Genomic DNA, 21,578 nt, shown 5'->3' on the forward strand with positions numbered 1-21,578 from the left:
TATAAGCTTAACTATTGTCGCTATACACTAGCGAATGATGAGAAATTGTTCGTTAGCAAATATGAGTCATCATTTACCTATAGTATTACTTATCTATTAATAAAAGGATTTAGATCATGCGAAACGTTACTGTGGCGACCACGCAAATGACATGCGGTTGGGATATTCAAAAAAACATTGCGACCGCGACTGACTTGGTCAAAAAAGCGGCCAACGATGGTGCCAATATTATCTTGCTACAAGAATTGTTTGAGACGCCCTACTTCTGCCAAGTTCATGACTTTGATTATTTTAAATTGGCAACTTCAGTTGAAGATAATGCAGCTATCAATCACTTTAAACAACTAGCGAAAGAGTTAGAAGTGGTACTGCCGATTAGCTTTTATGAAAAATCAGGCAATACATTCTTTAATAGCATCACTGTAATCGATGCCGATGGCGAGATATTAGGCACTTATCGCAAAACGCACATACCAGATGGTATTCCTTATGCCGAAAAATTCTATTTTACCCCTGGTGATACAGGATTTAAGGTTTGGCAAACCAAATACGCTAAGATTGGTGTCGGTATCTGCTGGGATCAATGGTTCCCTGAATGCGCCCGTAGTATGGCATTGATGGGTGCCGAGTTGCTGTTTTACCCGACTGCCATTGGTGATGAGCCAACACTCGGTATCGACTCAAAAGGCCATTGGCAGCGCTGTATGCAAGGCCATTCTGCCGCCAACCTGATGCCAGTTATTGCGGCCAATCGCATTGGCACAGAAACCATCAGCCAAAATGGCAATGACAGCACGATGCAGTTTTATGGTAGCTCGTTCATTACCGACGGCCGCGGCGACATTATAAAAGAAGCATCAGCAGATACTAGCGAAGTGATTAGCGCCACCTTTGACTTAGATCAACTGGCTATCGATCGTCAGCAATGGGGTGTGTTCCGTGATCGTCGTCCATCGATGTATGGCACACTGCTGACTCACGGTTAATTTGATTTCCGTCTCTTTAGTTTACTCTCACTATTTTTATGGTTGCTCGTATACGACAAGGTGATTTTATGTCTATATTACTGACAGACTCAACCCCGCAGCAAGATGGCTTTTATATGCCAGCAGAGTTTGAGCCAATACAAAAGGTATGGATGGTCTGGCCATACCGTGCTGATAACTGGCGACAACAAGCAATCCCTGCCAAGAAGGCTTATGCTGATGTTGCATTGGCAATTAACAAGTTTTGTGAAGTCGGCGTACTGGTTAATCCTGAGGATTATCAACAGTGCCGCGATAGCTTACCTGATGATATCGATGTTATCTCTATGCCTAGCAACGATGCGTGGGCGCGTGATACTGTGCCGACATTTTTAATCAATGACGCAGGCGAGCTACGCGCTTGTGATTGGACATTCAATGCGTGGGGCGGAGACTATGATGGGCTCTACTCGCCATGGGATGACGATGATAAACTCGCAGAACGCTTATGTGAGCATCTAGATATTCCGCGTTATCGAACGGATGACTTTGTCATGGAAGGCGGCGCGTTTCATGTCGATGGTGAAGGCACGGTTCTGACCACGCGTATGTGTCTGCTAAGCCCGGGGCGCAATCCACATCTGAGCGAGCAGCAAATCGAGGACAAGCTAAAAGCCTATCTCAATGTCCAAAAAGTGCTCTGGATTGATGATGGTATCGATCCTGATGAGACTACAGGTCACATCGATGATATCGCTTGCTTTGCACGACCTGGTGAAGTGGTTTGCTTATTCACTGATGATCCTGAGAATCCGTTTTATGAAGCAACACAAAAAGCCTACGAGCAGCTCTCAAATATGACCGATGCAAAAGGCAGACGACTAACAGTCCATAAGCTGTGCTGTACCCAACAGCCAGTGACCTTGCCTGATGATTATGACATTGTGCAGTCTGATGATGCCAAACCTCGCCTAACGGGTGATGTTTGTATCGCCTCATATGCCAATTTTTTGATTTGTAATGACGCGGTCATCGTACCGCAATATGATGATATAAATGATGCACTCGCCATCGAGCAGCTTGAAAAAGTCTTTCCTCAGCATCAGGTAGTGGGAGTACGAACAAGAGAGATTGTTTTTGGTGGCGGTAATATTCACTGTATTACGCAGCAGCAACCAAAACCATCGATCAAAGGCAATAACTAAAAGCATTAATCAAAAGCTTTAATTAAAAGCACCCGCATAAAAATATAGACCCAAATGGATTTTGAACCCAATAATATTTTAAAATAAAGGACATAATATGAGCGATTATCAAGTTAATAACCCAGCCACTGGCGAAATAGAAGCCACTTACCCTACCGCCACTGAACAAGATATCCAACAAGTCATTGAGCAAGCAGATACCGCTTATCAAGACTGGCGTAAAGTGCCATTAAATGAGCGCAGTGCACTACTGCATAAAATCGCTGATATCTATCTTGAGCGTCAAGACGAGCTATCACGTATCGTTGCAAATGAGATGGGCAAACCTGTTGCCCAAGCAAAAGGCGAGATCGGTCTGGTGGCTGATATCTACCGCTACTATGCAGACAACGCTGAGCAGCTACTAGCGCCAAGCACTATTGATGTAGACTCAGGATCAGCATCGGTAGAAAAACACCCTGTAGGCGCGCTATTAGGTATCATGCCGTGGAACTATCCACATTACCAAGTAGCCCGTTTTGTCGCGCCGAACTTTATGGCAGGTAATACAATTATTCTAAAACACGCACCGCAGTGTCCAAATACAGCAGAAGTTATCGTCGATATCTTTAAAGATGCAGGCGTACCTGAGGGCGTTTATAACAATATCTTTGCAACCAATGAGCAATCAGCGACCATCATTAACGATACCAGAGTACAAGGTGTCTCGCTAACAGGTTCTGAACGCGCTGGACAAGCCGTGGCAAAAGAAGCTGGCGGCGCACTCAAAAAGGTCGTTTTAGAATTGGGTGGTTCAGATGCCTTTATCGTCGCAGCCGATGCCGATATCGAGCAGGCGATACAAGGCGCTATCTCTGGTCGTTTTGGTAATACTGGACAAGCCTGTAATGCTGCTAAGCGTTTGATCGTTATCGAATCAGTCTATGATAAATTCGTCGAAGGCTTTACCAATGCGGTCAGTAACATGACTTTGGCCGACCCGCTTAAAGAAGATACGTTCATTGGCCCAATGTCATCAAAAGCCGCTGCGGTCAACTTGCAAGCGCAGCTAGACAGCGCTATCCAAGCAGGGGCAACAGTATTGGTAGAAGGCGGCATGGACAAAGACAAGCCTGGCGCTTGGTTTAAGCCTGCGGTACTGACAGATGTGACAGAATCCATGGACGTATATCGTGAGGAGCTGTTTGGTCCTGTAGCAGTCGTCTATAAAGCAAATGATATCGAACATGCTATCAAGATTGCCAACGATGTGCCTTTCGGTCTGGGTGCGTCTATTCAAACGCAAGATGCGGCACTGGCTGCTGAAATTGCCGACAAACTAGAAGTGGGTATGGTCACTATCAATGCGCCTTCTGGTTCTGAGGCCAATACGCCATTTGGCGGTGTTAAACGTTCAGGCTTTGGCCGTGAGCTTGGCACCCTTGGCATCACTGAGTTCTTAAACTATAAGCTGATTCGTGATAAGTCTTAATAGATTAAAACCTTAGTGAAATAAAAAAAGCCTAACGTTTGACGTTAGGCTTTTTTATGAAAGCTAATTAAAGTAAGTCTACTTTTTATATGGGTTTTCTTTTAACCATTGCTGGTTAGCCGTTTTCAGCTCACGCAGCTCATGATCCATAATGTCTTTACTCTTGCCAGGATTCTTCATCGTAGCATAACCGTACAATACGCCACCAAGTACGATCCAGCCAAGGAAAATCCACCACTCAATAGCGACAAGTGCTGATGGCATACCTGGTAGATATAGCGCCAACATACCAAGACTGAGGATAATAGTGATAATACCAACCAATTTACCTGCTGGTACTCTAAACGGACGTACCATATCAGGCTCACGGTAGCGCAGCACTAAGAATGAAAGAGCCACACAAGTATAAGCAATAACAATACCGAACCCGCCAGCATCTACAATCCATACCAGCATTTTGCGACCAAATAATGGCGCAAGTGTCGCGAGACCACCGATTAATAAAATCGCATTGACGGGCGTATTATATTTCGGATGCAGTTTGCACAAAAACTGCGGCAACATGTGCGTTTTGCCCATAGCATATAGTAGACGACTACCACCGATAAGAAACGCATTCCAGCTTGATAAAATACCCAGTACACCGCCAATAACTAGCAAGGTGCCTGCCCATTTACCATTCCAAGCATTAGTCATCGCATCAGCAGTAGCTAATGTTGAGTCTTGCGCCTGTAATAGCGGTAAAGTCTTACCCACACTCCAAGCAACTGCTACATACCACAGCACGGCGATAATAATAGAGACAATCAAAAACTTACCGATGTTCGGACGAGATAGATTGATTTCTTCTGCAGCTTGGGGAATGACATCGAAGCCAACGAATAAGAACGGTACCATTACCATCACCGTCATGATGCCACCCATACCACCAATAAAGTTAGGCGCTTGTACGGTATTAGAAGTTTCAGGGCTAAATAGTAATGCACCTACGAACAGCAATATACCCACTAGAAAGATACCGACGACTGCTGTTTTTTGGAACCACGCACTGACTTCCATACCGCGTATGTTCAGCCAAGTAACAATCACTGAGCCGAGCATCCCGACGCCTACCCAAGTGGCGTAAACATCCCAGCCAGCAACATTCCAAAGATACCCTTGGCTATAATTGGGAATAATGTATTCGACGACGGTGGGCAGTGCCACGGCTTCGAACGCAACGACTGAGAAGTAACCGAACAAAATACTCCATGAGCAAATAAAGGAGACATTGACCCCTAGTGCTCGGTGAGTATAAGTATGCTCACCGCCAGTAATTGGCATAGAGGCCGCAAGTTCAGCATACGTCACACCAATCAATACAACTACCAGACCGCCTATCAAAAAGGCGCTAATTGCGCCCCATATACCTGCCGAGATGATCCAACTACCTGCCAGCACAACCCAGCCCCAACCGACCATTGCACCGAATGCCAGTGCAATAATATCGAACACCCCTAGCGACTTTTTTAATTCAGACATAACCTACTCCTTGTCTGTGTTTCATCCGTGTGAACCTGTTACAGTTACACTATTTTTGTTTCATGGGATCATACCCATCATGTTTGTTGTGTCTGTCGCGTCGCCGCAAAGTTTAACTTTGCTATCGGTATAGTATTCAAACAGCAAAAACAAAAACGGCGTCTTGACTTGCAAGGCGCCGTTAAAAAACTCACTCAAAGCGAGTGTTATAAGGGCAACCTTGCCGTTATCTTTCATACAATCTTTTAACCAATATTGGTACTTGAACTAGCTGTACTTGGTTAAAAGCGCTCCATCGCTAAAGTAAATAACACTCAGTATTGCTTATGCCGTTAGAATACCTTTGATAATATCAAGGCCTTCTTGTAGCACTTCATCTTCAACCGTCAATGGCACCATCACACGGATGGCATTGCCATACATACCACAAGACGCTAATAGCAAGCCTTGCTCAAAAGATTTTGCTTTTAGATTGGCGGCGGCGGCGGCATCAGGTTTGCCTTCGCTATCGATTAGCTCAAACGCTAGCATCGCGCCTTTATGACGGATATGACCAATGCTGCTTAGGTTCAAGCCTTTTAAGAACGCGGCAATGGTATCGCCAATCTCGATACTACGCTCAAGTAAGTTCTCTTCTTCGATCACTTCCATGACAGCAAGTGCGGCCACACAAGCCAGTGGGTTACCAGAGTAAGTACCACCTAGGCCGCCGACTTGCGGCGCATCCATGATGTCAGCACGGCCAATAACCGCAGAGATAGGATAACCACCCGCCAAACTCTTCGCAGCAGTCATTAGATCAGGCTCAACACCTAGCTGTTCAGTGGCGAACAACGTACCGGTTCTCGCAAAACCACACTGTACTTCGTCAAAAATAAGCACGATGCCATGCTCATCACAAATCTCGCGCAAGGCTTTGGCAAATGATGGCGTGACCTGATGGAAACCGCCTTCACCTTGGACTGGCTCAACAATCATTGCCGCCACTTCACTAGGATCGATGTCTGCTTGGAAAATCATGTCAAGGCTATGTAGCGCTTGCGCTTCTGTTACGTTCAGCTCTTCTGCAGGGAACAATGCATGAAACACAGGTCCTGGCATCGGGCCAAAGTTCTTTTTGTATGGTAGTACTTTGCCAGTTAGGCTCATACACATCATGGTACGACCATGCCAGCCACCAACAAAAGAGATCACGCCTGGACGACGGGTTTTAGCACGAGCAATCTTGATGCAGTTTTCAACCGCCTCTGCGCCAGTGGTCAAAAAAAATGCTTTAGTATCGCCGCTGATAGGCGCTTTTTCGCATAGCTTTTCAGCCAGATCTACATAGCATTCGTAGTTAATCATTTGCGCCGCAGTGTGCGTAAACTTGTCTAGCTGCTCATGCACGCGCTGAGTGATTTTTGGATGGCTATGACCGGTGTTCAATACTGAGATACCACCGACAAAGTCGATATAACGCTTGCCTTCAATGTCCCAGATTTCTGAGTTCTTTGCTCTTTCTGCAAAGATAGGAAAGGCAACCCCAAGTCCTGTTGGTAAAACAGCTTTGCGGCGCTCAAGTAATGATTGGTTGGTAGTCGTCATGGGAATGTCCTTTTCTTTGTTCGTAACATAAGTGCCATCTAGGGATTGGCGGTTTATTTGATGTCTGTTTTTTACTCAGTAGATATCAAATGGTGCTTGTTTGACCCAAAACACCACAGATATCTAAAAACTTTTGCTAGTTGATGCTTTGTTAGTTGTTACTTTGCTAGTTATTAAGCCAATTAATTAGGTTATGGCTATTAGGTGATATCAGAGCACCAGTATTTGGTCGTGATGTAGTCTTCGATACCGTATTTTGAACCTTCACGGCCAAAGCCAGACTGCTTCACACCGCCAAATGGGGCAACTTCCGTAGAAATTAGACCAGTATTGTGACCGATGATGCCGTACTCAAGACCTTCGGTAACGCGCCATGAACGTGCATAGTCGCTACTATAGAAGTAAGCGGCCAAGCCATAAATGGTATCGTTAGCAGCACGGATAACTTCCGCTTCGTCTTTGAAGGTAAAGATGGTCGCAATTGGTCCAAAGATTTCTTCAGAAGCGATGTCCATATCGCTGCTGATATCTGTGATAACCGTTGGGTTGTAAGTCAGTTCTGAAGCGTCGTTAACACTACCACCAGTGACCAGTTTTGCGCCTTTATCTAGCGCGTCTTTTAGCAAGGCTTGTACTTTATCTAACGCTTTTTTGTTGATAAGAGGACCGATATCGACGCCTTCTTCTAGGCCGTTGCCTACTTTTAACTCAGCGACTTTTTTGACAAAGACATCTAAGAATTTATCTTTAATGCTGTCTTGAACGTATACTCGGTTGGCACAGACACAGGTCTGGCCAGCATTACGATATTTAGAAGCGATTAAACCAGCAGCGGCTTTCTCTAGATCGGCATCATCAAAGACGATAAACGGCGCATTACCACCCAACTCTAACGATAGCTTTTTGATAGTCGGTGCGCATTGTGCCATCAACGTACGGCCTACTTCTGTAGAACCTGTGAATGACAGTTTATGAATGCGAGCATCACCCGTTAGGATGTCGCCGATGACAGAAGACTTACCAGTGACGACCTGCATGACGCCCGCTGGAATACCCGCTTGTTCTGCCAATACGCCAAGTGCCAATGCAGAGTATGGTGTCTCGGTGGCTGGTTTGACAATAATCGTACAGCCTGCTGCTAGTGCAGGAGCAACTTTGCGCGTGATCATCGCAGCTGGAAAGTTCCAAGGCGTGATAGCAGCACAAACACCAACTGGCTGCTTGAGAACGACATGACGTAGCTGTGTGCTATTGGCAGGAATCACATCACCATAGACGCGCTTGCCCTCTTCGGCGAACCAGCGGATAAAGCTGTTGGCATAACCTACTTCACCACGTGACTCAGTTAGTGGCTTGCCTTGCTCAGCGGTCATAATGATGGCCAAATCTTCTTTATTGGCATCAATCAGATCAGCCCACTTTTGCAATAACTCTGCACGCTCTTTGGCTGTCTTGGCTGCCCAAGTAACTTGAGCTTCATGAGCGAAGGTGACGGCTTCATTGACATCTTCTGTGGTGAGGCTTGGTACAGTACCAATGAGCTCGTCATTAAAAGGATTGTTTACATCGAGCACAGCTTCATCACTAGCAGCATGCCAGCCGTCTTTGATGAAGCAAGATTGTTTGAGTAAATCTGGATTTGATAACTGCAGCGCGTGTGACATGTTGACGCTCCTTGTCATATAGGATGTATTTATAAGAATGGATACATTGATAAGTCGTAAATAATTATTGATAATTCATTATTTGTTCAATATACTGAACACGTATTTTATATACGAGACATCATTATAAGAACGATATGACGCGATTTGCAACCCTTAATCTCATTATTTTAAAAATTATCTTGTACTTCTTTCTTTTATTTCATTTTTATTCACTTTTATAGGTTACTTATGAGCTCGACTGCCGTGCCTGCGTTAGACAAAACGTTTCAAATTTTGGACTTGATTACCGATAGCTCACAGCCTCTGACAGCGGCTCATATCGCAAAAGAGCTTGGGCTACCGCGTAGCTCCACTCACAACATTTTGCAGAGTCTATTGACCAAACATGTCATTTACAAAGACCCTGAAAGCCGTTTTTATTTGGGTTCATATTTGATGTATTGGGCAGGCAAGTATGAGCAGCAGCAAGGCGTGGTGCAGTTGTTTAAAGATTTGATTGTGCAGTATCCGGTACTTCTTCAGCACACAGTTACCTTGTCAAAACTTGATTTGGGCGAAGTGGTATTTTTGGCATGTCATGAGTCGCCTGCGCCGCTTGGCTTTACTTTTCGTGCAGGCGTTCGCGTACCTGCCGTATTTTCTGCGACAGGCAAAGCCATGCTATCGACGTTGTCGATGGACAGTATTAAATCATTGTATAAAGATGCGTTTCCGACGCCGATGACCCAGCATGGGGTCAAGAATTTTACCGATTTGGCAACCGAGCTTGCGGCGATACAAGAAAGCCGAGTATCTCTCGATGATGGACAATTGCGCGATGGGATGTACTGCTTGGGCACTTATATTCGTAACGCGTCAGGCAATGCGGTCGCTGGTATGGCAGTGAGTTTTTTGCAAGGAGAGTATGAGTCTAAACGGGCTGAGGTCAGTGCGGTATTGATTGAATTGGCGGAGCAAATTGAGCAGCATTTAGGCTTTACGGCAAATTGATAATTGGTAAGAATCTATAAAAAATAGGTCGCAGTGTTTACTCCTATACTCTGCGACCTATTTTATTACTTTTAATTTGATTTAAATATTACTGCCGCTACTGCTGTTCTCGTCCATCAGTCCTAATAGGAATGCTTGTAGATTGTCATTGAGCTTTTGAATGTAATATCCACCTTCCACTAAGACAATCAAGGGCTTGTTTAAGGCTGCCATCTTTTGTGCCAATATTTTAAAGCCTTCGGTACTAACAGCACATCGCGCTTCTGGATCGTTTTCATAAACATCAAACCCCAATACATGAACGATAACGTCAGGATCAAATAGCGTCATCGCCTTAATAGATTTATCAACATAGTCAAAGAAACCTGTTTCATCGGTGCCATGTGGCATCGGGAAATTGATGTTGTAGCCTTCGCCCTCACCCACGCCTTTTTCAAACGCATGCCCTGTCACTGCTGGATAAAAATTAACGGGGTCACCATGTACTGAAGTATAAAGCACGTCTTTGCGGTTGTAGAATATTTCTTGGATACCTTGTCCGTGATGCATGTCAGTGTCGATAATGGCGATTTTTTTATACTTTTGGCGTAAATGTTCGGCGATGATGGCAGCATTGTTCAGATAGCAAAATCCGCCCGCAGCACTCTTGCGCGCATGATGACCCGGCGGCCGTGAAAAGCAAAGCTGTATCTTGCTTTCGACACGCTCGGCGTCTGACGCCTCATCACTTAGCAGAGCTTCAGCTGCATTAAGTGCCGTTTGCGCCGACCAATAGATAGACGTCCAAGAATGCTCGCTAATGGGCGCACTATCGTCTGCCTGATACTTCGCCGCTCTTGCCATGATGCCTATACCGGGATTATCATACGGCACATAAATTCCCGTTTGTACCTGCGCCCCCAAATCCTCCTCAACCGCCATCCAGTCATCATAGCCATGCTTAAGAAACTCAACATAACCAAAGTCATGAACTGCCAATATTGGCGTGATGCCGATATCGGTGGCAGTAGTGATCTCTAGACCCAAAGCTACTGGCGCTTTTAACAGCTCGACCATACGCTCTGGTATCTCTAACGGCTCATGCATCTTTCCATAAGAAAAATAGGGTAACGGTCTATGCAGACTTAGGTTTTCATGGCTATATATTTTCATGCTCAACATTCCTTGTTTGACACTACTTGGTTTTACATTATTTTATTAAAGAAATTCCATTTCCTAGCTTTTGTGTTTAGTTTCTATCACTGTAAATATAAGGCTGTTGACGCTACTTTATACAATTCCATCGGCTTTTAGCTTAGCGATCATCTCACTGTCATAGCCCAAACCAGCAAGCGTACTATCAGTGTGTTCGCTCAACTGCGGTGGCGGCGTACGATAGCTGACTGGTGATGCGGATAATTTGATAGGGTTGCCAAGTGCACGTACTGGACTGCCTTGCTCGGTGAAATTAACAATCATATTCCTTGCTTGCGCTTGCGGCATGGCTAAGGCTTCAGCCACGTTATGAATCGCGCCGCATGGAATGCCTGCTTGATCTAAAACCTCTAACCAGTAAGTACGTGGTTTCTTGGCAAAATGCTTAGTCAGATCGCGGCACAGCAGTTCGCGATTGGCAACGCGTTGTGGGTTGGTCGTAAAACGCTCATCGGTATGCCAATCAACTGCGAGCACGTCACACAGTTTGGCAAACTGACTGTCATTACCACAGGCTAAAATAAAGTGCTGCTCGCCCTCGCCCGCAAATACTTGATACGGCACGATATTGGGATGCTGATTGCCCAACCTTGGCGGTATCTTATCTGAGGCCAAATGATTCATGCCGACATTGGCCAGCATAGCCAGTGCACTGTCGAGCAATGCCACATCGACATGTTGACCAACACCCGTATTTTGACGTGCCAGCAGTGCCGCTTGTATACCTATCGTCAGCTGTAAACCTGCAAACAAATCAACCACTGCGACGCCAACTTTGTGCGGTTCGCCATCACTAGGACCCGTGATACTCATCAGCCCTGATAATCCTTGGATAATATAATCATAGCCGGGGCGTTTGGCATCGGGACCTGTCTGCCCAAAGCCTGTCAATGACGCATAAATCAGCCGCGGATTGGACTGTTTTAGACTGTCATAATCCAAGCCGTATTTTTTCAGACCACCGACTTTGAAGTTCTCAACCAAAATATCACTGTCAGCGATTAGCTGCTTAATGATGGTTTGCCCTGTCGGCGTAGTGATATCAACCGTCAGCGATTTTTTATTGCGGTTAATGGTAGCGTAATAAGCGGAGGTGTCATCGCTGAATGTTGGCGGCGCCCAATGACGCGTCTCATCACCGATATGCGGGCGCTCAACTTTGATTACTTCAGCACCAAGATCAGCTAACACTTGTGTACAAGAAGGCCCTGCCAACACTCTCGACAAATCAAGCACCTTGATACCATGCAATGCGCCCTTTGGTATATTAGCCATATCAATCATATCTGTCATGAGATTTCCTTACTCTGTCGCATATTTTCTATATCATAAAATTGTTCTTCATGATTTAGCGGTTAAATAGCTAAATCATGAAGAACAACTGAAAAACGTACGCTACTGTTAATGCTCTTTTGATAAAAAGCCAAGCAGTAACGTACGTCGTAAAATACATTTGTACCAAAAATTATTAGCTAAAAACGCTTAGAAGAACGCTTGAATGCCTGTCTGTGCACGGCCTAGGATAAGCGCATGAATATCATGTGTACCCTCGTAAGTGTTGACGGCTTCCAAATTCATCACGTGACGGATGATGTGGAACTCATCAGAGATACCGTTACCGCCATGCATGTCACGAGCGATGCGAGCGATATCAAGTGCCTTGCCGCAGTTATTACGCTTAATGAGTGAGATCATTTCAGGCGCTGCGTTGTCTTCATCCATCAAACGACCCACGCGTAGCGCTGCTTGTAGACCTAAGGTAATTTCTGTCTGCATATTGGCAAGCTTCAACTGTACCAACTGCGTTGCCGCTAGCGGACGACCAAACTGCTTACGATCGAGCGTGTACTGACGAGCCGCTTTCCAGCAGAATTCAGCCGCTCCCATCGAACCCCAAGCGATACCATAACGGGCTTTGTTCAAGCAGCCAAAGGGTCCTTTTAGACCACGGATGTCTGGGAAAGCATTGGCTTCAGGGACGAATACTTTGTCCATGACAATCTCACCTGTGACTGACGCACGTAGTGAGAATTTGCCTTCGATTTTCGGCGCAGATAATCCTTTCATACCTTTGTCTAAAACAAAACCACGAATCTCTCCAGCATCATCTTTTGCCCACACGACAAATACGTCTGCGATAGGACTGTTGGTGATCCACATTTTGTTACCCGTCAGCTCATAGCCGCCGTCTACAGCGCGTGCACGAGTCGACATCGATGAAGGATCAGATCCTGAGTCTGGTTCAGTCAGACCGAAGCAGCCTACATACTCACCTGTGGCAAGCTTTGGCAAATACTTTTCTCTTTGCTCTTCAGTACCGTATGCCCAAATAGGATGCATCACTAGGCTTGACTGTACGCTCATCGCTGAACGGTAGCCCGAATCAACGGCTTCCACTTCCTTGGCAATCAGACCATAGGCGACACTTGATAGACCTGCACAGCCATAACCTTCAATCGTGACGCCTAGCAGACCCATTTCACCCATTTGACGCATGATATTACGATCAAAATTCTCATTGCGATTGGCTTCAATAATGCCAGGCATCAGCTCTTTTTGAAAAAACTGACGCGCGCTGTCGGTGACCATACGCTCTTCTTCAGTGAGCTGGTCACGTAGTAAAAAAGGATCTTCCCAATCAAAGCGTGGGCTAGTAGATGTTGCCATGTGGATCTCCTTGGTATCAGTCATCCTGACTGACGAATAGTAATTGATACATCATTTGGTCTAACAAGTCATTGACTTCGTTATTCCGCTGTGCGAAACTTAGTTTCATAATTTAAAACCATTTAACCAAACTTTCGCTGCGCTGTAAACCTTTATCAAAAAAAGATGAGTATAAAATGACGAAACCCTTATCAACAGCTACTCCGCTACTCGAACGCATGCATGCAACAATGAGTCAAAATAAGGAAGAGAATGACCGACAGTTTGTAACTGCATTGGGTCGCGGACTGATCATACTGGCGGCTTTTGAGCATAATGAGCGGCTCACCCATCAACAGCTATGTCAAATGACCGAACTACCGAAAGCAACCATTACTCGCCTTATCCATACTTTGACCATGCTCGGTTTTTTACGAACGAATGATTATGGTCAGTATCAATTGGGCAGTAGTGCGGTACGCCTAAGCGCGACCGCATGGAGTCGTCACGATATGGTTGCAGCAGCTGAACCACTATTACGACAGTTCGCCAGTGAGAATGAAGTATCGGTGAATTTGGCAACCGAAGTCGAAGGAGAAATGCGCTATCACGCCTGTTGCCGTAGTCCTGCTCGACTATCAGTCAACTTGCAGGTTGGCTCCGCTGTACCTGTCGCACGCACTGCTATTGGACGGGCTTTTTATGCGGTAAGCTCGCAAGCGAGACAGGCAGTTATTACTAGCAATCTCCAAGAGAATTTATCTATTGAAGAATTCAACGACGCACAAACTGCCCTAGCCAGCTCGGCAGAGCACTATGAAAAGTATAGCTATACCGTGTCTGATGGAGAGTTTTCTACTGACATACTGGCAGTCGCGGTTGGGGTCTATGATGTCGCAACAGGACAATACGCGTATTCGCTGAATGCTAGTGTGCCAAGTGCCAACTGGGAAGCGGATGAGTATGCTGCGATGATAGTGCCAAAATTGCAGGCACTGGCAAAGCGGATTGGTGGTGTTACATAGAGCATGTTAAAACGAATAAAATCAAGGTTTAGGCTGGATTCATTAATACACCGTCTGCAGCCCTGTTACCCATTGATACCGACGTAATGACGTCATGCGTGTATGATATACGCGACAAATGTAAGCATCTTATCTATATCAATCATTACTATTGAGCCTCGCTATGCCTGAATCTCGTACCAATCTAAACCCTGAACCCAAAACCAGCTCGCCGTATTTTATCGGATTATTACTTCGCTATAGTACGTTTGGCGCGGCGATTTTAATTCTATTGGCGGGTTTATTATTAGTAAGTTGGTGGCTGATTGTTATCGGTGGTTTGGTTGTGGCACTTGGTATCTATGACTTGATTCAGTCCAAGCACGCGATATTGAGCAACTACCCCGTCGCTGGACATATTCGCTATGTGTTAGAAGATTTCCGCCCTGAGATTCGCCAGTACCTACTTGAGGACGATAAAGAACAAGTGCCGTTTTCACGCCAGCAGCGCGCACTAGTATATCAACGTGCTAAGAACGTCAGTGACACCAACGCCTTTGGTACGCTAGATAATTTATATACTCATGGTAAAGAGTGGTTTTTACAATCCACCATCAGTGCACCACTAGAGAACAAAGACTTTCGTATCATGGTAGGCGGTGAGCGTTGTCAGCAGCCGCACGATATGTCAGTATTCAATATCTCCGCGATGAGCTTTGGTAGTTTATCAGCGAACGCTATCATGGCACTCAATCAAGGCGCAAAACTCGGCGGTTTTACCCATGACACAGGCGAAGGCGCGATTAGCCCTTATCATCGTAAGTTCGGTGGTGATTTAATTTGGGAATTGGGTACAGGCTATTTTGGTTGCCGTGATAATGATGGTAACTTCGATCCACAGTCTTTCGCTGAAAAGGCCGTCGATCCGCAAGTTAAAATGATTGAAATCAAGCTTTCACAAGGCGCTAAGCCTGGTAAAGGTGGTGTCCTTCCCTCTAGCAAAATTACGCCAGAGATTGCAAACACACGTCAAGTACCTACGGGTCAAGACTGTATCTCGCCCTCCTCGCACACTGCATTTAGCACCCCGCGCGAGCTGGTCGCCTTTTGGCAACAGCTACGCGACCTATCGGGCGGCAAGCCAGTTGGCTTTAAGCTATGTATTGGCCAACCATGGCAGTTTATGGCGATTGTAAAAGCGATGATAGAGACGGATAACTATCCTGATTTTATCGTTATCGATGGTGCAGAAGGCGGCACAGGTGCAGCGCCCGTCGAGTTTATGGACAACGTCGGCATGCCAATGGTCGAAGGGTTTTTACTCGTACATAACACTTTAGTCGGTGCAGGTATTCGTGACAAAATTAAGCTTGGCGTCAGTGGCAAGATCGTATCAGGCTTCGATATCGCGCGTATGATTGCGTTAGGTGCAGATTGGTGTAACTCGGCACGTGGCTTTATGTTTGCGGTTGGTTGTATTCAGTCGCGCTCTTGTCATACCAACACTTGCCCGACAGGTGTGGCAACCCAAGATCCATATCGTCAAAAGGCGCTTGACGTCCCTAGTAAGGCTGAGCGTGTTGCAAGTTTCCACAAAAACACGCTAAAATCGCTTGCCAGTATCGTAGGCGCGGTCGGTTTACAGCATCCTAGCCAATTACAGCCGTATCATATCGCACGCCGCTTAGACGATGGGCAGATTAAGCTGTTATCCAAGTTTTTCTACTTTGCTGATAAAGGCGCATTGCTCGATCATAGTGCCCGTGCCGATGTATTTAACCAGATGTGGGTCATGGCAAACCCTGATAGCTTCTTAGCCAACAACGATGCGCTCATTGCTTATAACAAAGACTCACGCGATAAGGGCAAAGAAACTGGCGCGCCAACAGAACAAAGCGCTGGATATAGTTCTGAGCACTTGACCAATCTCACCGATGGTGGACGATTAATTGGTAATGTGAACAATACAATCCGTGACTTCCCGCCTACTAGCGATTGATTCAGCGCCTGAATTGTTGTACTTAAAAAGTAGTAATGAAGGTGTAATTAAGCAGTAGATAGCCACCAAACTTAAATAATTTGTACATTAAAAGACGCGTGATTGATGCCAAGTTCTATTTTTACCTTATCCCTATCAACGATAGTGCTTGCGCTGGGCCTGAGCGCTTGCCAGCAGACCAATACTAATGCGGCTAGTAGCGACACCGATAGCTGGTCATGTCAGACTGAGGACACGCCTTTTACTTATAGTGTTTGCCGTGTGGATGCTACCGCGTTAGCGAGCGAGCGTTATTCATTACAACTTTTTTGGCAATCTTCTGATAACAATAAGCCTTTGCTAACCTTTGATGCGTTATTGGCCACATTACCGAATCATGAGACTCTCAACTTTGCCATGAATGCAGGCATGTACAATGAAAACTATGCGCCGATTGGCTATACAGTCATCGAAGGCAAAGAACTCAAATCGCTAAATATAAAAGAAGGTGGCGGTAATTTTCATCTATTACCTAATGGGGTTGTGTGGTGGGACAAAGCTGGCACAGTGCAAATCACCGAAAGTAATGCGTTAAATGAGCAGATAAGCAATGGTGATGTGCAGCCTTGGTATGCGACGCAATCTGGCCCTATGCTTGTCATCAATAACGAGATACACCCAAAGTTCAACCCTGATAGCAGCTCAATCAAACTGCGTAATGGTGCAGGTGTTTGCCGTGATGGCAGTATACAGCTCGTTAATAGCGATGAGCCTGTGACCTTTTATGAGTTTGCAGAACTATTTAAGAATGAACTGGGTTGTTCAAACGCGCTGTTTTTAGACGGTGGTATTGCCTCAGCGTTGTATGCACCTAGTATCGATAAGCAGGATAAAAAAGAGATGGGCGTGATGATTGGATTGGTTGAAAATAAAAAATAATATCCCTCTTTACCATAGCATTTGTCGCTAATATACCTCCTCAAAATTGGAATTATACTCAATAAAAAAGCACTTAAAACGATAATGTCGCTTTAAGTGCTTTTTTCATATGACTCGTCCAAATGTAGACTAATACTACCGCGCCATATATTGAGTCATTTCTTCAACACCATGTAATGTCATCGGATACATTTTATTTTCAAACAGTTTTTTAATTTCAACGATGGTTTGCGTATATTGCCAATACGACGGGTTTTCAGGGTTGAGCCAAGTTACTTTATCGAAATGCTCAAGTACGCGCTTCAGCCATACGATGCCTGCTTCATTATTCATATACTCTACGCTGCCGCCTACTGTCATCAGCTCATAAGGCGACATCGATGCATCACCGACGAAGATAACACGATACTCTCGGCCATATTTATTGAGCAGCTCAAACGTTGGCATCGGCGCACTATGGCGACGATTGTTGTCCTTCCACACATAGTCATACAAACAGTTATGAAAATAAAAGAACTCTAAGGTTTTAAATTCGTTTTTTGCCGCAGAAAATAGTTTTTCGAGCGCTTCGACATGGATATCCATACTGCCACCCACATCAAACAACATCAGCACTTTGACACGGTTACGGCGCTCTGCCTGCATATGTATATCGAGCACACCCTTTTTTGCCGTACGCTTAATCGTCTCATGAATATCGAGCTCATCAGCACTACCGGTCCGTGCAAACTGACGCAGATTGCGTAGCGCCATTTGAATTTGGCGTGTACCGAGCTGATTGTCGTCATCGAGATTGCGATATTTACGCTGCTCCCAGACTTTTGCTGCGCTACGTTTGCGAGACTCACCACCGACACGTACACCTTCTGGATGGTCACCATAGGCACCAAATGGCGAAGTGCCGCCCGTGCCTACCCATTTACTACCACCTTGATGACGCTTTTTTTGCTCTTTTAACCGTTCCTCTAACGCCTTCATCAGCTCTTCAAGCGAGCCGTACTTTTTCAGTAATCGTCTTTGCTCTTCGGTCAGATTCTTTGGATCGAGCTTTAAATCTAGCCACTCTTTGGGCACGTCCGTTAGCTTGGCTAATAGCTCATCCATATCGAGACTATCGACACCTTCAAAATAATCCGCCATGGCCCGATCGAACTTATCAAAATGGCGCTCGTCTTTGACAATGCACAGTCGAATCAGCCGATACATATCTTCGCGGCTGGCAAAAGTAGTCAGTGCTGGATCTTCAGGATGCGTCTGCATCATCAGCCCTTTATCTAACGCGGCATTGAGATCGAGCAGCTCGCGCGTACTGACTGGCACGCCATAAGTACGCAAGGTATAGAATAATTTTATGAACATAATTATGCCTTTAGTGGAGAAGCATTATTTGACTCTTGAATTGAACTTATAAGCGATAAATTAGTAGTCCAAAAAGTATTACCCTCAACACTTTCAATCAGTGCCTCTAAATTCTCTTCATAACCGCTAAGAGGATTTTTATTAGTGTTATCGTTATCCATCATATTTGAAAGATACTGTTTATGTCCGTTTAGAATAATCACCAACTCCTCAAAAGATACTTTTAAGAAACCATCAATATATTCATGGTCAAACTCTAAAGTAGTGTCTACAATCCACGAATGAATACTAAATTGAGAACTATCGAGTCCTAAGCTAGGCAAAAAAACATCTCTAACATATTCAGACTTGCGTGATAATTGGTACGCAGCTTTTTTCAATACAAAATTTCTGTACTCATATATCTCTTTAACGCTACTTTTTACATAAGTAGATTTAAGCTCAATAACTAAAATCTTATCTTCCGATACTACGATCGCATCTATTTCACCTACTCCAGACTCTGAAGGCTCATACTGACTGTAGACTCTGCCTTTACATTTAGCTAATAACCCAGCTAAATTTTGCTCCATTAAGTCTGTTTCAGATTTCAAACTGGCTCTGTTTTTATATAATTTTCTAAAAGTATTTATGGTGGCTGTATTGAAGTTCTTTTGAAAAGTCACCCATGGCAGTGAAAACATATAACCATCAAGCTTATAAAAAGATTTTTCCCCATAAGAAGAGCTTTCGCCTTCTCGCAAATCTTGCGACCAAAAATCCAAAATACGGCTCATCTCTCTCTTTTTTGAATTTCCGCTACCTTCTAATATCCAATCTGACATGCTAATAGCTTTATCTTTCATTTTTGCATGATTTAAAGGCATTCTATCTTTACCTTCAGAGAATCCTTTTATCGCTAACCTTTCCAATGCTATGAAAGGATGCATTTCGGCATTACGAGCCATATCTTTAAATGGTTGAACAAAATTATATTCAAAATGAGCCTGAATCATTAGCATAGTGAATATCAAAGTAGATAAATCATATACTTCGCCAAAGTCAGCTTTCTTAATTCCATACACTTCTTCTAACTGTAAAATAATACCTTGCGTTTTTGCTAAAGCTTCTAGATTTGCTTTGAAATTAACTCCTTTATCTAACTGAATAAGATAAGGGCTTTTTTCTAAAGAATTAAAACCTCTGTATAACCAATAAATAGATAAAATAGTTAGCTTATCTGAAAATAAATCAGGTTCTTTACTACTAGATTTAAGCTTTAGTTGATTATTCTCTAAATGGTAATTTGTCTCTAAATCAAAACAATAAGAGTCTATAACTTGATCTCGATACAAATTAATCTCAATCTGACAAGCTACCATTCTTTTAAAACTATCATAACTAGTTATAAGCTTATCATTTAAATTTTGACCTAATACAAAAGGCATCATAGTACCTTTAAAAATTAACGCTAATGTTTTTTCTGTGAATTCCTTTTTTTGAATGTTAGCACTAGTAATAATGTGATTGAACGCTTTCCATACATTTTCAACTGGTATATATTCTTCAACACCATATTGATAAGGGATTTTGGTATAAAGATTATCTATACTTTTTGGACTTAGTATCAAATACTCACAAGCATATAAACTGCTAAATATCATAGCAGTTACTTGGTCAAACTGTGTTTGATTCTTAAGCTCTTTATAAGCATTACAACGTTCTTGATACTGTAGTTGTATGTATTCAACTGTAAGTAGAAACTCCTTGAACTCTAACAAATCAGTCTGATTATCTATCTCGCTCAAAACTACCCAAGAACAATGGTCAGCGTTCGCAATGATGCCTGACTGACGTATTGCTTTGACTACACTGTTTCGATTGCATTCTAATAACTTGATCACTATGTCTTTATTAATTGATGTTGAACGAATATATTGACTTAGAGCAAGAATAAAACTCTCACTATTCATCTGCTCCGTTGTCACGTTTTCTATAAAGTTAGATCTCCAAAAGTCATCCAACTTATCAGATACGCTATTAAACTTACTTGAAGTACTACTTTTAAAAAGCAACACATCAAGTGTATTTAATAATGATTCATCATTACTACTTCCTAAAACGAAAGCGTTAAACTGCTCATCGAAATACAATGTACTTTTCCTTTTAACGACGCATCATATTGGCAAAACGCTGTAATAAACTCACATCTGCCTCGTTTTTGAGCAACGCACCATATAGTGGCGGGATAGATTTCTCACCGCGCAGATTTTCTTCTAATTCGTCCTGAGCCATATCATCAGCAAGTAACAAGGTTAACCAATCGACCAACTCAGACGTTGATGGTGGCTTTTTAAGACCTTGAATACCACGCAGCTTATAGAAGATATCCAATGCATCATTGACCAGTTTTTCTTGAATGTCTGGAAAATGCACTTCGATAATTTGGCGCATGGTTTCTTCTTCTGGGAAGTCGATATAATGGAAAAAGCAACGACGCAAAAACGCATCTGGCAGCTCTTTTTCATTGTTTGAGGTAATAATAACTACTGGACGCTGCGCCGCTGTAATAGTCTCGCCCGTCTCATAAACATAAAAAGACATCTTATCAAGCTCATGTAGCAAATCATTTGGGAACTCGATATCGGCTTTATCAATCTCATCAATCAGTAGTACGCTACGCTCTGTACTGGTAAAAGCGTCCCACAGCTTGCCCGGCTTGATATAGTTGGCAATGTCATAGACCTTATCATCACCCAACTGTGAATCCCGCAGGCGCGATACTGCATCGTATTCGTACAGTCCTTGCTCAGCCTTAGTCGTCGATTTGACGTGCCAAGTAATCAGTGGCATGCCCAAACTCTCAGCAACTTCTTCGGCAAGCAACGTCTTACCTGTGCCAGGCTCACCTTTGATCAGCAATGGCTTTTGTAAGGTCATAGCGGCATTTACGGCCAGTTGCAAATCATCGGTAGCAATATAACTACTGGTACCAGTAAAGTTTTGCTTGGTATTGTCAGCTGTGGTCATAATCAGATCTCGATTGTTGTTATAGATAAGTTGTTATAAAGGG

17 protein-coding genes are annotated in these 21,578 nt (G+C 44.0%); 7 read left to right on the forward strand and 10 right to left on the reverse strand.

Going from position 1 to position 21,578, the window contains the following annotated elements; genetic code table 11:
• Positions 1 to 116 precede the first annotated feature (116 nt).
• The 3 genes from aguB (at position 117) to ACQKCP_RS05150 (ending at position 3,641) form a co-directional block, all read left to right on the forward strand.
• The gene (gene aguB, locus ACQKCP_RS05140) at positions 117 to 986 is read left to right on the forward strand and encodes an N-carbamoylputrescine amidase (RefSeq protein WP_427611538.1); all 870 of its coding nucleotides are present in this window, start codon (positions 117 to 119) and stop codon (positions 984 to 986) included.
• 68 nt (positions 987 to 1,054) lie between these two features.
• On the forward strand, positions 1,055 to 2,170 hold the full coding sequence (gene aguA, locus ACQKCP_RS05145; RefSeq protein WP_201567508.1) for an agmatine deiminase: 1,116 nt from the start codon (positions 1,055 to 1,057) through the stop codon (positions 2,168 to 2,170).
• A gap of 97 nt (positions 2,171 to 2,267) precedes the next feature.
• Complete coding sequence (locus ACQKCP_RS05150) at positions 2,268 to 3,641, forward strand: NAD-dependent succinate-semialdehyde dehydrogenase (protein WP_427611539.1); 1,374 nt, start codon at positions 2,268 to 2,270, stop codon at positions 3,639 to 3,641.
• A 78-nt stretch (positions 3,642 to 3,719) separates the two neighbouring features.
• On the opposite strand, the gene ACQKCP_RS05155 is transcribed toward ACQKCP_RS05150, so the two are convergent.
• The 4 genes from ACQKCP_RS05155 to ACQKCP_RS05170 form a co-directional block, all read right to left on the reverse strand.
• Positions 3,720 to 5,162, reverse strand: a complete 1,443-nt coding sequence (locus ACQKCP_RS05155; RefSeq protein WP_101205684.1) for an APC family permease — start codon at positions 5,160 to 5,162, stop codon at positions 3,720 to 3,722.
• 60 nt (positions 5,163 to 5,222) lie between these two features.
• Positions 5,223 to 5,399: a hypothetical protein gene (locus ACQKCP_RS05160; protein ID WP_179799233.1), complete on the reverse strand. Its 177-nt coding sequence runs from the start codon at positions 5,397 to 5,399 to the stop codon at positions 5,223 to 5,225.
• A gap of 87 nt (positions 5,400 to 5,486) precedes the next feature.
• Entirely contained in the window at positions 5,487 to 6,749 is a 1,263-nt protein-coding gene (gabT, locus tag ACQKCP_RS05165) for a 4-aminobutyrate--2-oxoglutarate transaminase (protein ID WP_427611540.1), read from the reverse strand.
• Positions 6,750 to 6,949: 200 nt separating this feature from the next.
• Positions 6,950 to 8,413 carry an NAD-dependent succinate-semialdehyde dehydrogenase gene (locus ACQKCP_RS05170; protein ID WP_427611541.1) on the reverse strand — a complete coding sequence of 488 codons (1,464 nt, stop codon included), beginning with the start codon at positions 8,411 to 8,413 and terminating at the stop codon, positions 6,950 to 6,952.
• A gap of 231 nt (positions 8,414 to 8,644) precedes the next feature.
• On the opposite strand from ACQKCP_RS05170, the gene ACQKCP_RS05175 reads away from it, so the two are divergent.
• Positions 8,645 to 9,406 carry an IclR family transcriptional regulator gene (locus ACQKCP_RS05175; protein WP_102091153.1) on the forward strand — a complete coding sequence of 254 codons (762 nt, stop codon included), beginning with the start codon at positions 8,645 to 8,647 and terminating at the stop codon, positions 9,404 to 9,406.
• Between the two features lie 81 nt (positions 9,407 to 9,487).
• Here ACQKCP_RS05175 and ACQKCP_RS05180 read toward each other — a convergent pair whose 3' ends face one another.
• The 3 genes from ACQKCP_RS05180 to ACQKCP_RS05190 form a co-directional block, all read right to left on the reverse strand.
• Positions 9,488 to 10,558 carry a histone deacetylase family protein gene (locus ACQKCP_RS05180; RefSeq protein WP_427611542.1) on the reverse strand — a complete coding sequence of 357 codons (1,071 nt, stop codon included), beginning with the start codon at positions 10,556 to 10,558 and terminating at the stop codon, positions 9,488 to 9,490.
• Positions 10,559 to 10,675: 117 nt separating this feature from the next.
• A complete protein-coding gene (locus ACQKCP_RS05185; RefSeq protein WP_427611674.1) occupies positions 10,676 to 11,884 on the reverse strand; it encodes a CaiB/BaiF CoA transferase family protein in 1,209 nt (402 codons plus the stop codon).
• Between the two features lie 198 nt (positions 11,885 to 12,082).
• Complete coding sequence (locus ACQKCP_RS05190) at positions 12,083 to 13,267, reverse strand: acyl-CoA dehydrogenase (protein ID WP_102091151.1); 1,185 nt, start codon at positions 13,265 to 13,267, stop codon at positions 12,083 to 12,085.
• Between the two features lie 176 nt (positions 13,268 to 13,443).
• Between ACQKCP_RS05190 and ACQKCP_RS05195 the strand changes: the two genes are divergently transcribed.
• The 3 genes from ACQKCP_RS05195 (at position 13,444) to ACQKCP_RS05205 (ending at position 17,167) form a co-directional block, all read left to right on the forward strand.
• Positions 13,444 to 14,271, forward strand: a complete 828-nt coding sequence (locus tag ACQKCP_RS05195) for an IclR family transcriptional regulator (RefSeq protein ID WP_427611543.1) — start codon at positions 13,444 to 13,446, stop codon at positions 14,269 to 14,271.
• 163 nt (positions 14,272 to 14,434) lie between these two features.
• Entirely contained in the window at positions 14,435 to 16,249 is a 1,815-nt protein-coding gene (locus tag ACQKCP_RS05200) for an FMN-binding glutamate synthase family protein (RefSeq protein WP_427611544.1), read from the forward strand.
• Between the two features lie 105 nt (positions 16,250 to 16,354).
• A complete protein-coding gene (locus ACQKCP_RS05205) occupies positions 16,355 to 17,167 on the forward strand; it encodes a phosphodiester glycosidase family protein (protein WP_427611545.1) in 813 nt (270 codons plus the stop codon).
• 135 nt (positions 17,168 to 17,302) lie between these two features.
• Here the strand turns inward: ACQKCP_RS05205 and ACQKCP_RS05210 are convergent, their stop codons facing one another.
• The 3 genes from ACQKCP_RS05210 to ACQKCP_RS05220 are packed head-to-tail and all read right to left on the reverse strand — an operon-like array spanning position 17,303 to position 21,535.
• Entirely contained in the window at positions 17,303 to 18,526 is a 1,224-nt protein-coding gene (locus tag ACQKCP_RS05210) for a vWA domain-containing protein (protein ID WP_427611546.1), read from the reverse strand.
• Positions 18,527 to 18,528: 2 nt separating this feature from the next.
• Positions 18,529 to 20,658, reverse strand: coding sequence for a nuclease-related domain-containing protein (locus ACQKCP_RS05215; RefSeq protein WP_427611547.1), 2,130 nt, complete (start codon positions 20,656 to 20,658; stop codon positions 18,529 to 18,531).
• A gap of 13 nt (positions 20,659 to 20,671) precedes the next feature.
• Complete coding sequence (locus ACQKCP_RS05220) at positions 20,672 to 21,535, reverse strand: AAA family ATPase (protein WP_057760758.1); 864 nt, start codon at positions 21,533 to 21,535, stop codon at positions 20,672 to 20,674.
• Positions 21,536 to 21,578 lie beyond the last annotated feature (43 nt).

Origin of the sequence: Psychrobacter sp. NPDC078631, from assembly GCF_050268165.1 — a bacterium.
GTDB lineage: Bacteria > Pseudomonadota > Gammaproteobacteria > Pseudomonadales > Moraxellaceae > Psychrobacter.

Coding starts and splice junctions, on each gene's coding strand:
- aguB (WP_427611538.1), top strand. CDS start 117: ATGCGAAACGTTACTGTGGCGACCACGCAAATGACATGCGGTTGGGAT.
- aguA (WP_201567508.1), top strand. CDS start 1,055: ATGTCTATATTACTGACAGACTCAACCCCGCAGCAAGATGGCTTTTAT.
- ACQKCP_RS05150 (WP_427611539.1), top strand. CDS start 2,268: ATGAGCGATTATCAAGTTAATAACCCAGCCACTGGCGAAATAGAAGCC.
- ACQKCP_RS05155 (WP_101205684.1), bottom strand. CDS start 5,162: ATGTCTGAATTAAAAAAGTCGCTAGGGGTGTTCGATATTATTGCACTG.
- ACQKCP_RS05160 (WP_179799233.1), bottom strand. CDS start 5,399: ATGAAAGATAACGGCAAGGTTGCCCTTATAACACTCGCTTTGAGTGAG.
- gabT (WP_427611540.1), bottom strand. CDS start 6,749: ATGACGACTACCAACCAATCATTACTTGAGCGCCGCAAAGCTGTTTTA.
- ACQKCP_RS05170 (WP_427611541.1), bottom strand. CDS start 8,413: ATGTCACACGCGCTGCAGTTATCAAATCCAGATTTACTCAAACAATCT.
- ACQKCP_RS05175 (WP_102091153.1), top strand. CDS start 8,645: ATGAGCTCGACTGCCGTGCCTGCGTTAGACAAAACGTTTCAAATTTTG.
- ACQKCP_RS05180 (WP_427611542.1), bottom strand. CDS start 10,558: ATGAAAATATATAGCCATGAAAACCTAAGTCTGCATAGACCGTTACCC.
- ACQKCP_RS05185 (WP_427611674.1), bottom strand. CDS start 11,884: ATGATTGATATGGCTAATATACCAAAGGGCGCATTGCATGGTATCAAG.
- ACQKCP_RS05190 (WP_102091151.1), bottom strand. CDS start 13,267: ATGGCAACATCTACTAGCCCACGCTTTGATTGGGAAGATCCTTTTTTA.
- ACQKCP_RS05195 (WP_427611543.1), top strand. CDS start 13,444: ATGACGAAACCCTTATCAACAGCTACTCCGCTACTCGAACGCATGCAT.
- ACQKCP_RS05200 (WP_427611544.1), top strand. CDS start 14,435: ATGCCTGAATCTCGTACCAATCTAAACCCTGAACCCAAAACCAGCTCG.
- ACQKCP_RS05205 (WP_427611545.1), top strand. CDS start 16,355: ATGCCAAGTTCTATTTTTACCTTATCCCTATCAACGATAGTGCTTGCG.
- ACQKCP_RS05210 (WP_427611546.1), bottom strand. CDS start 18,526: ATGTTCATAAAATTATTCTATACCTTGCGTACTTATGGCGTGCCAGTC.
- ACQKCP_RS05220 (WP_057760758.1), bottom strand. CDS start 21,535: ATGACCACAGCTGACAATACCAAGCAAAACTTTACTGGTACCAGTAGT.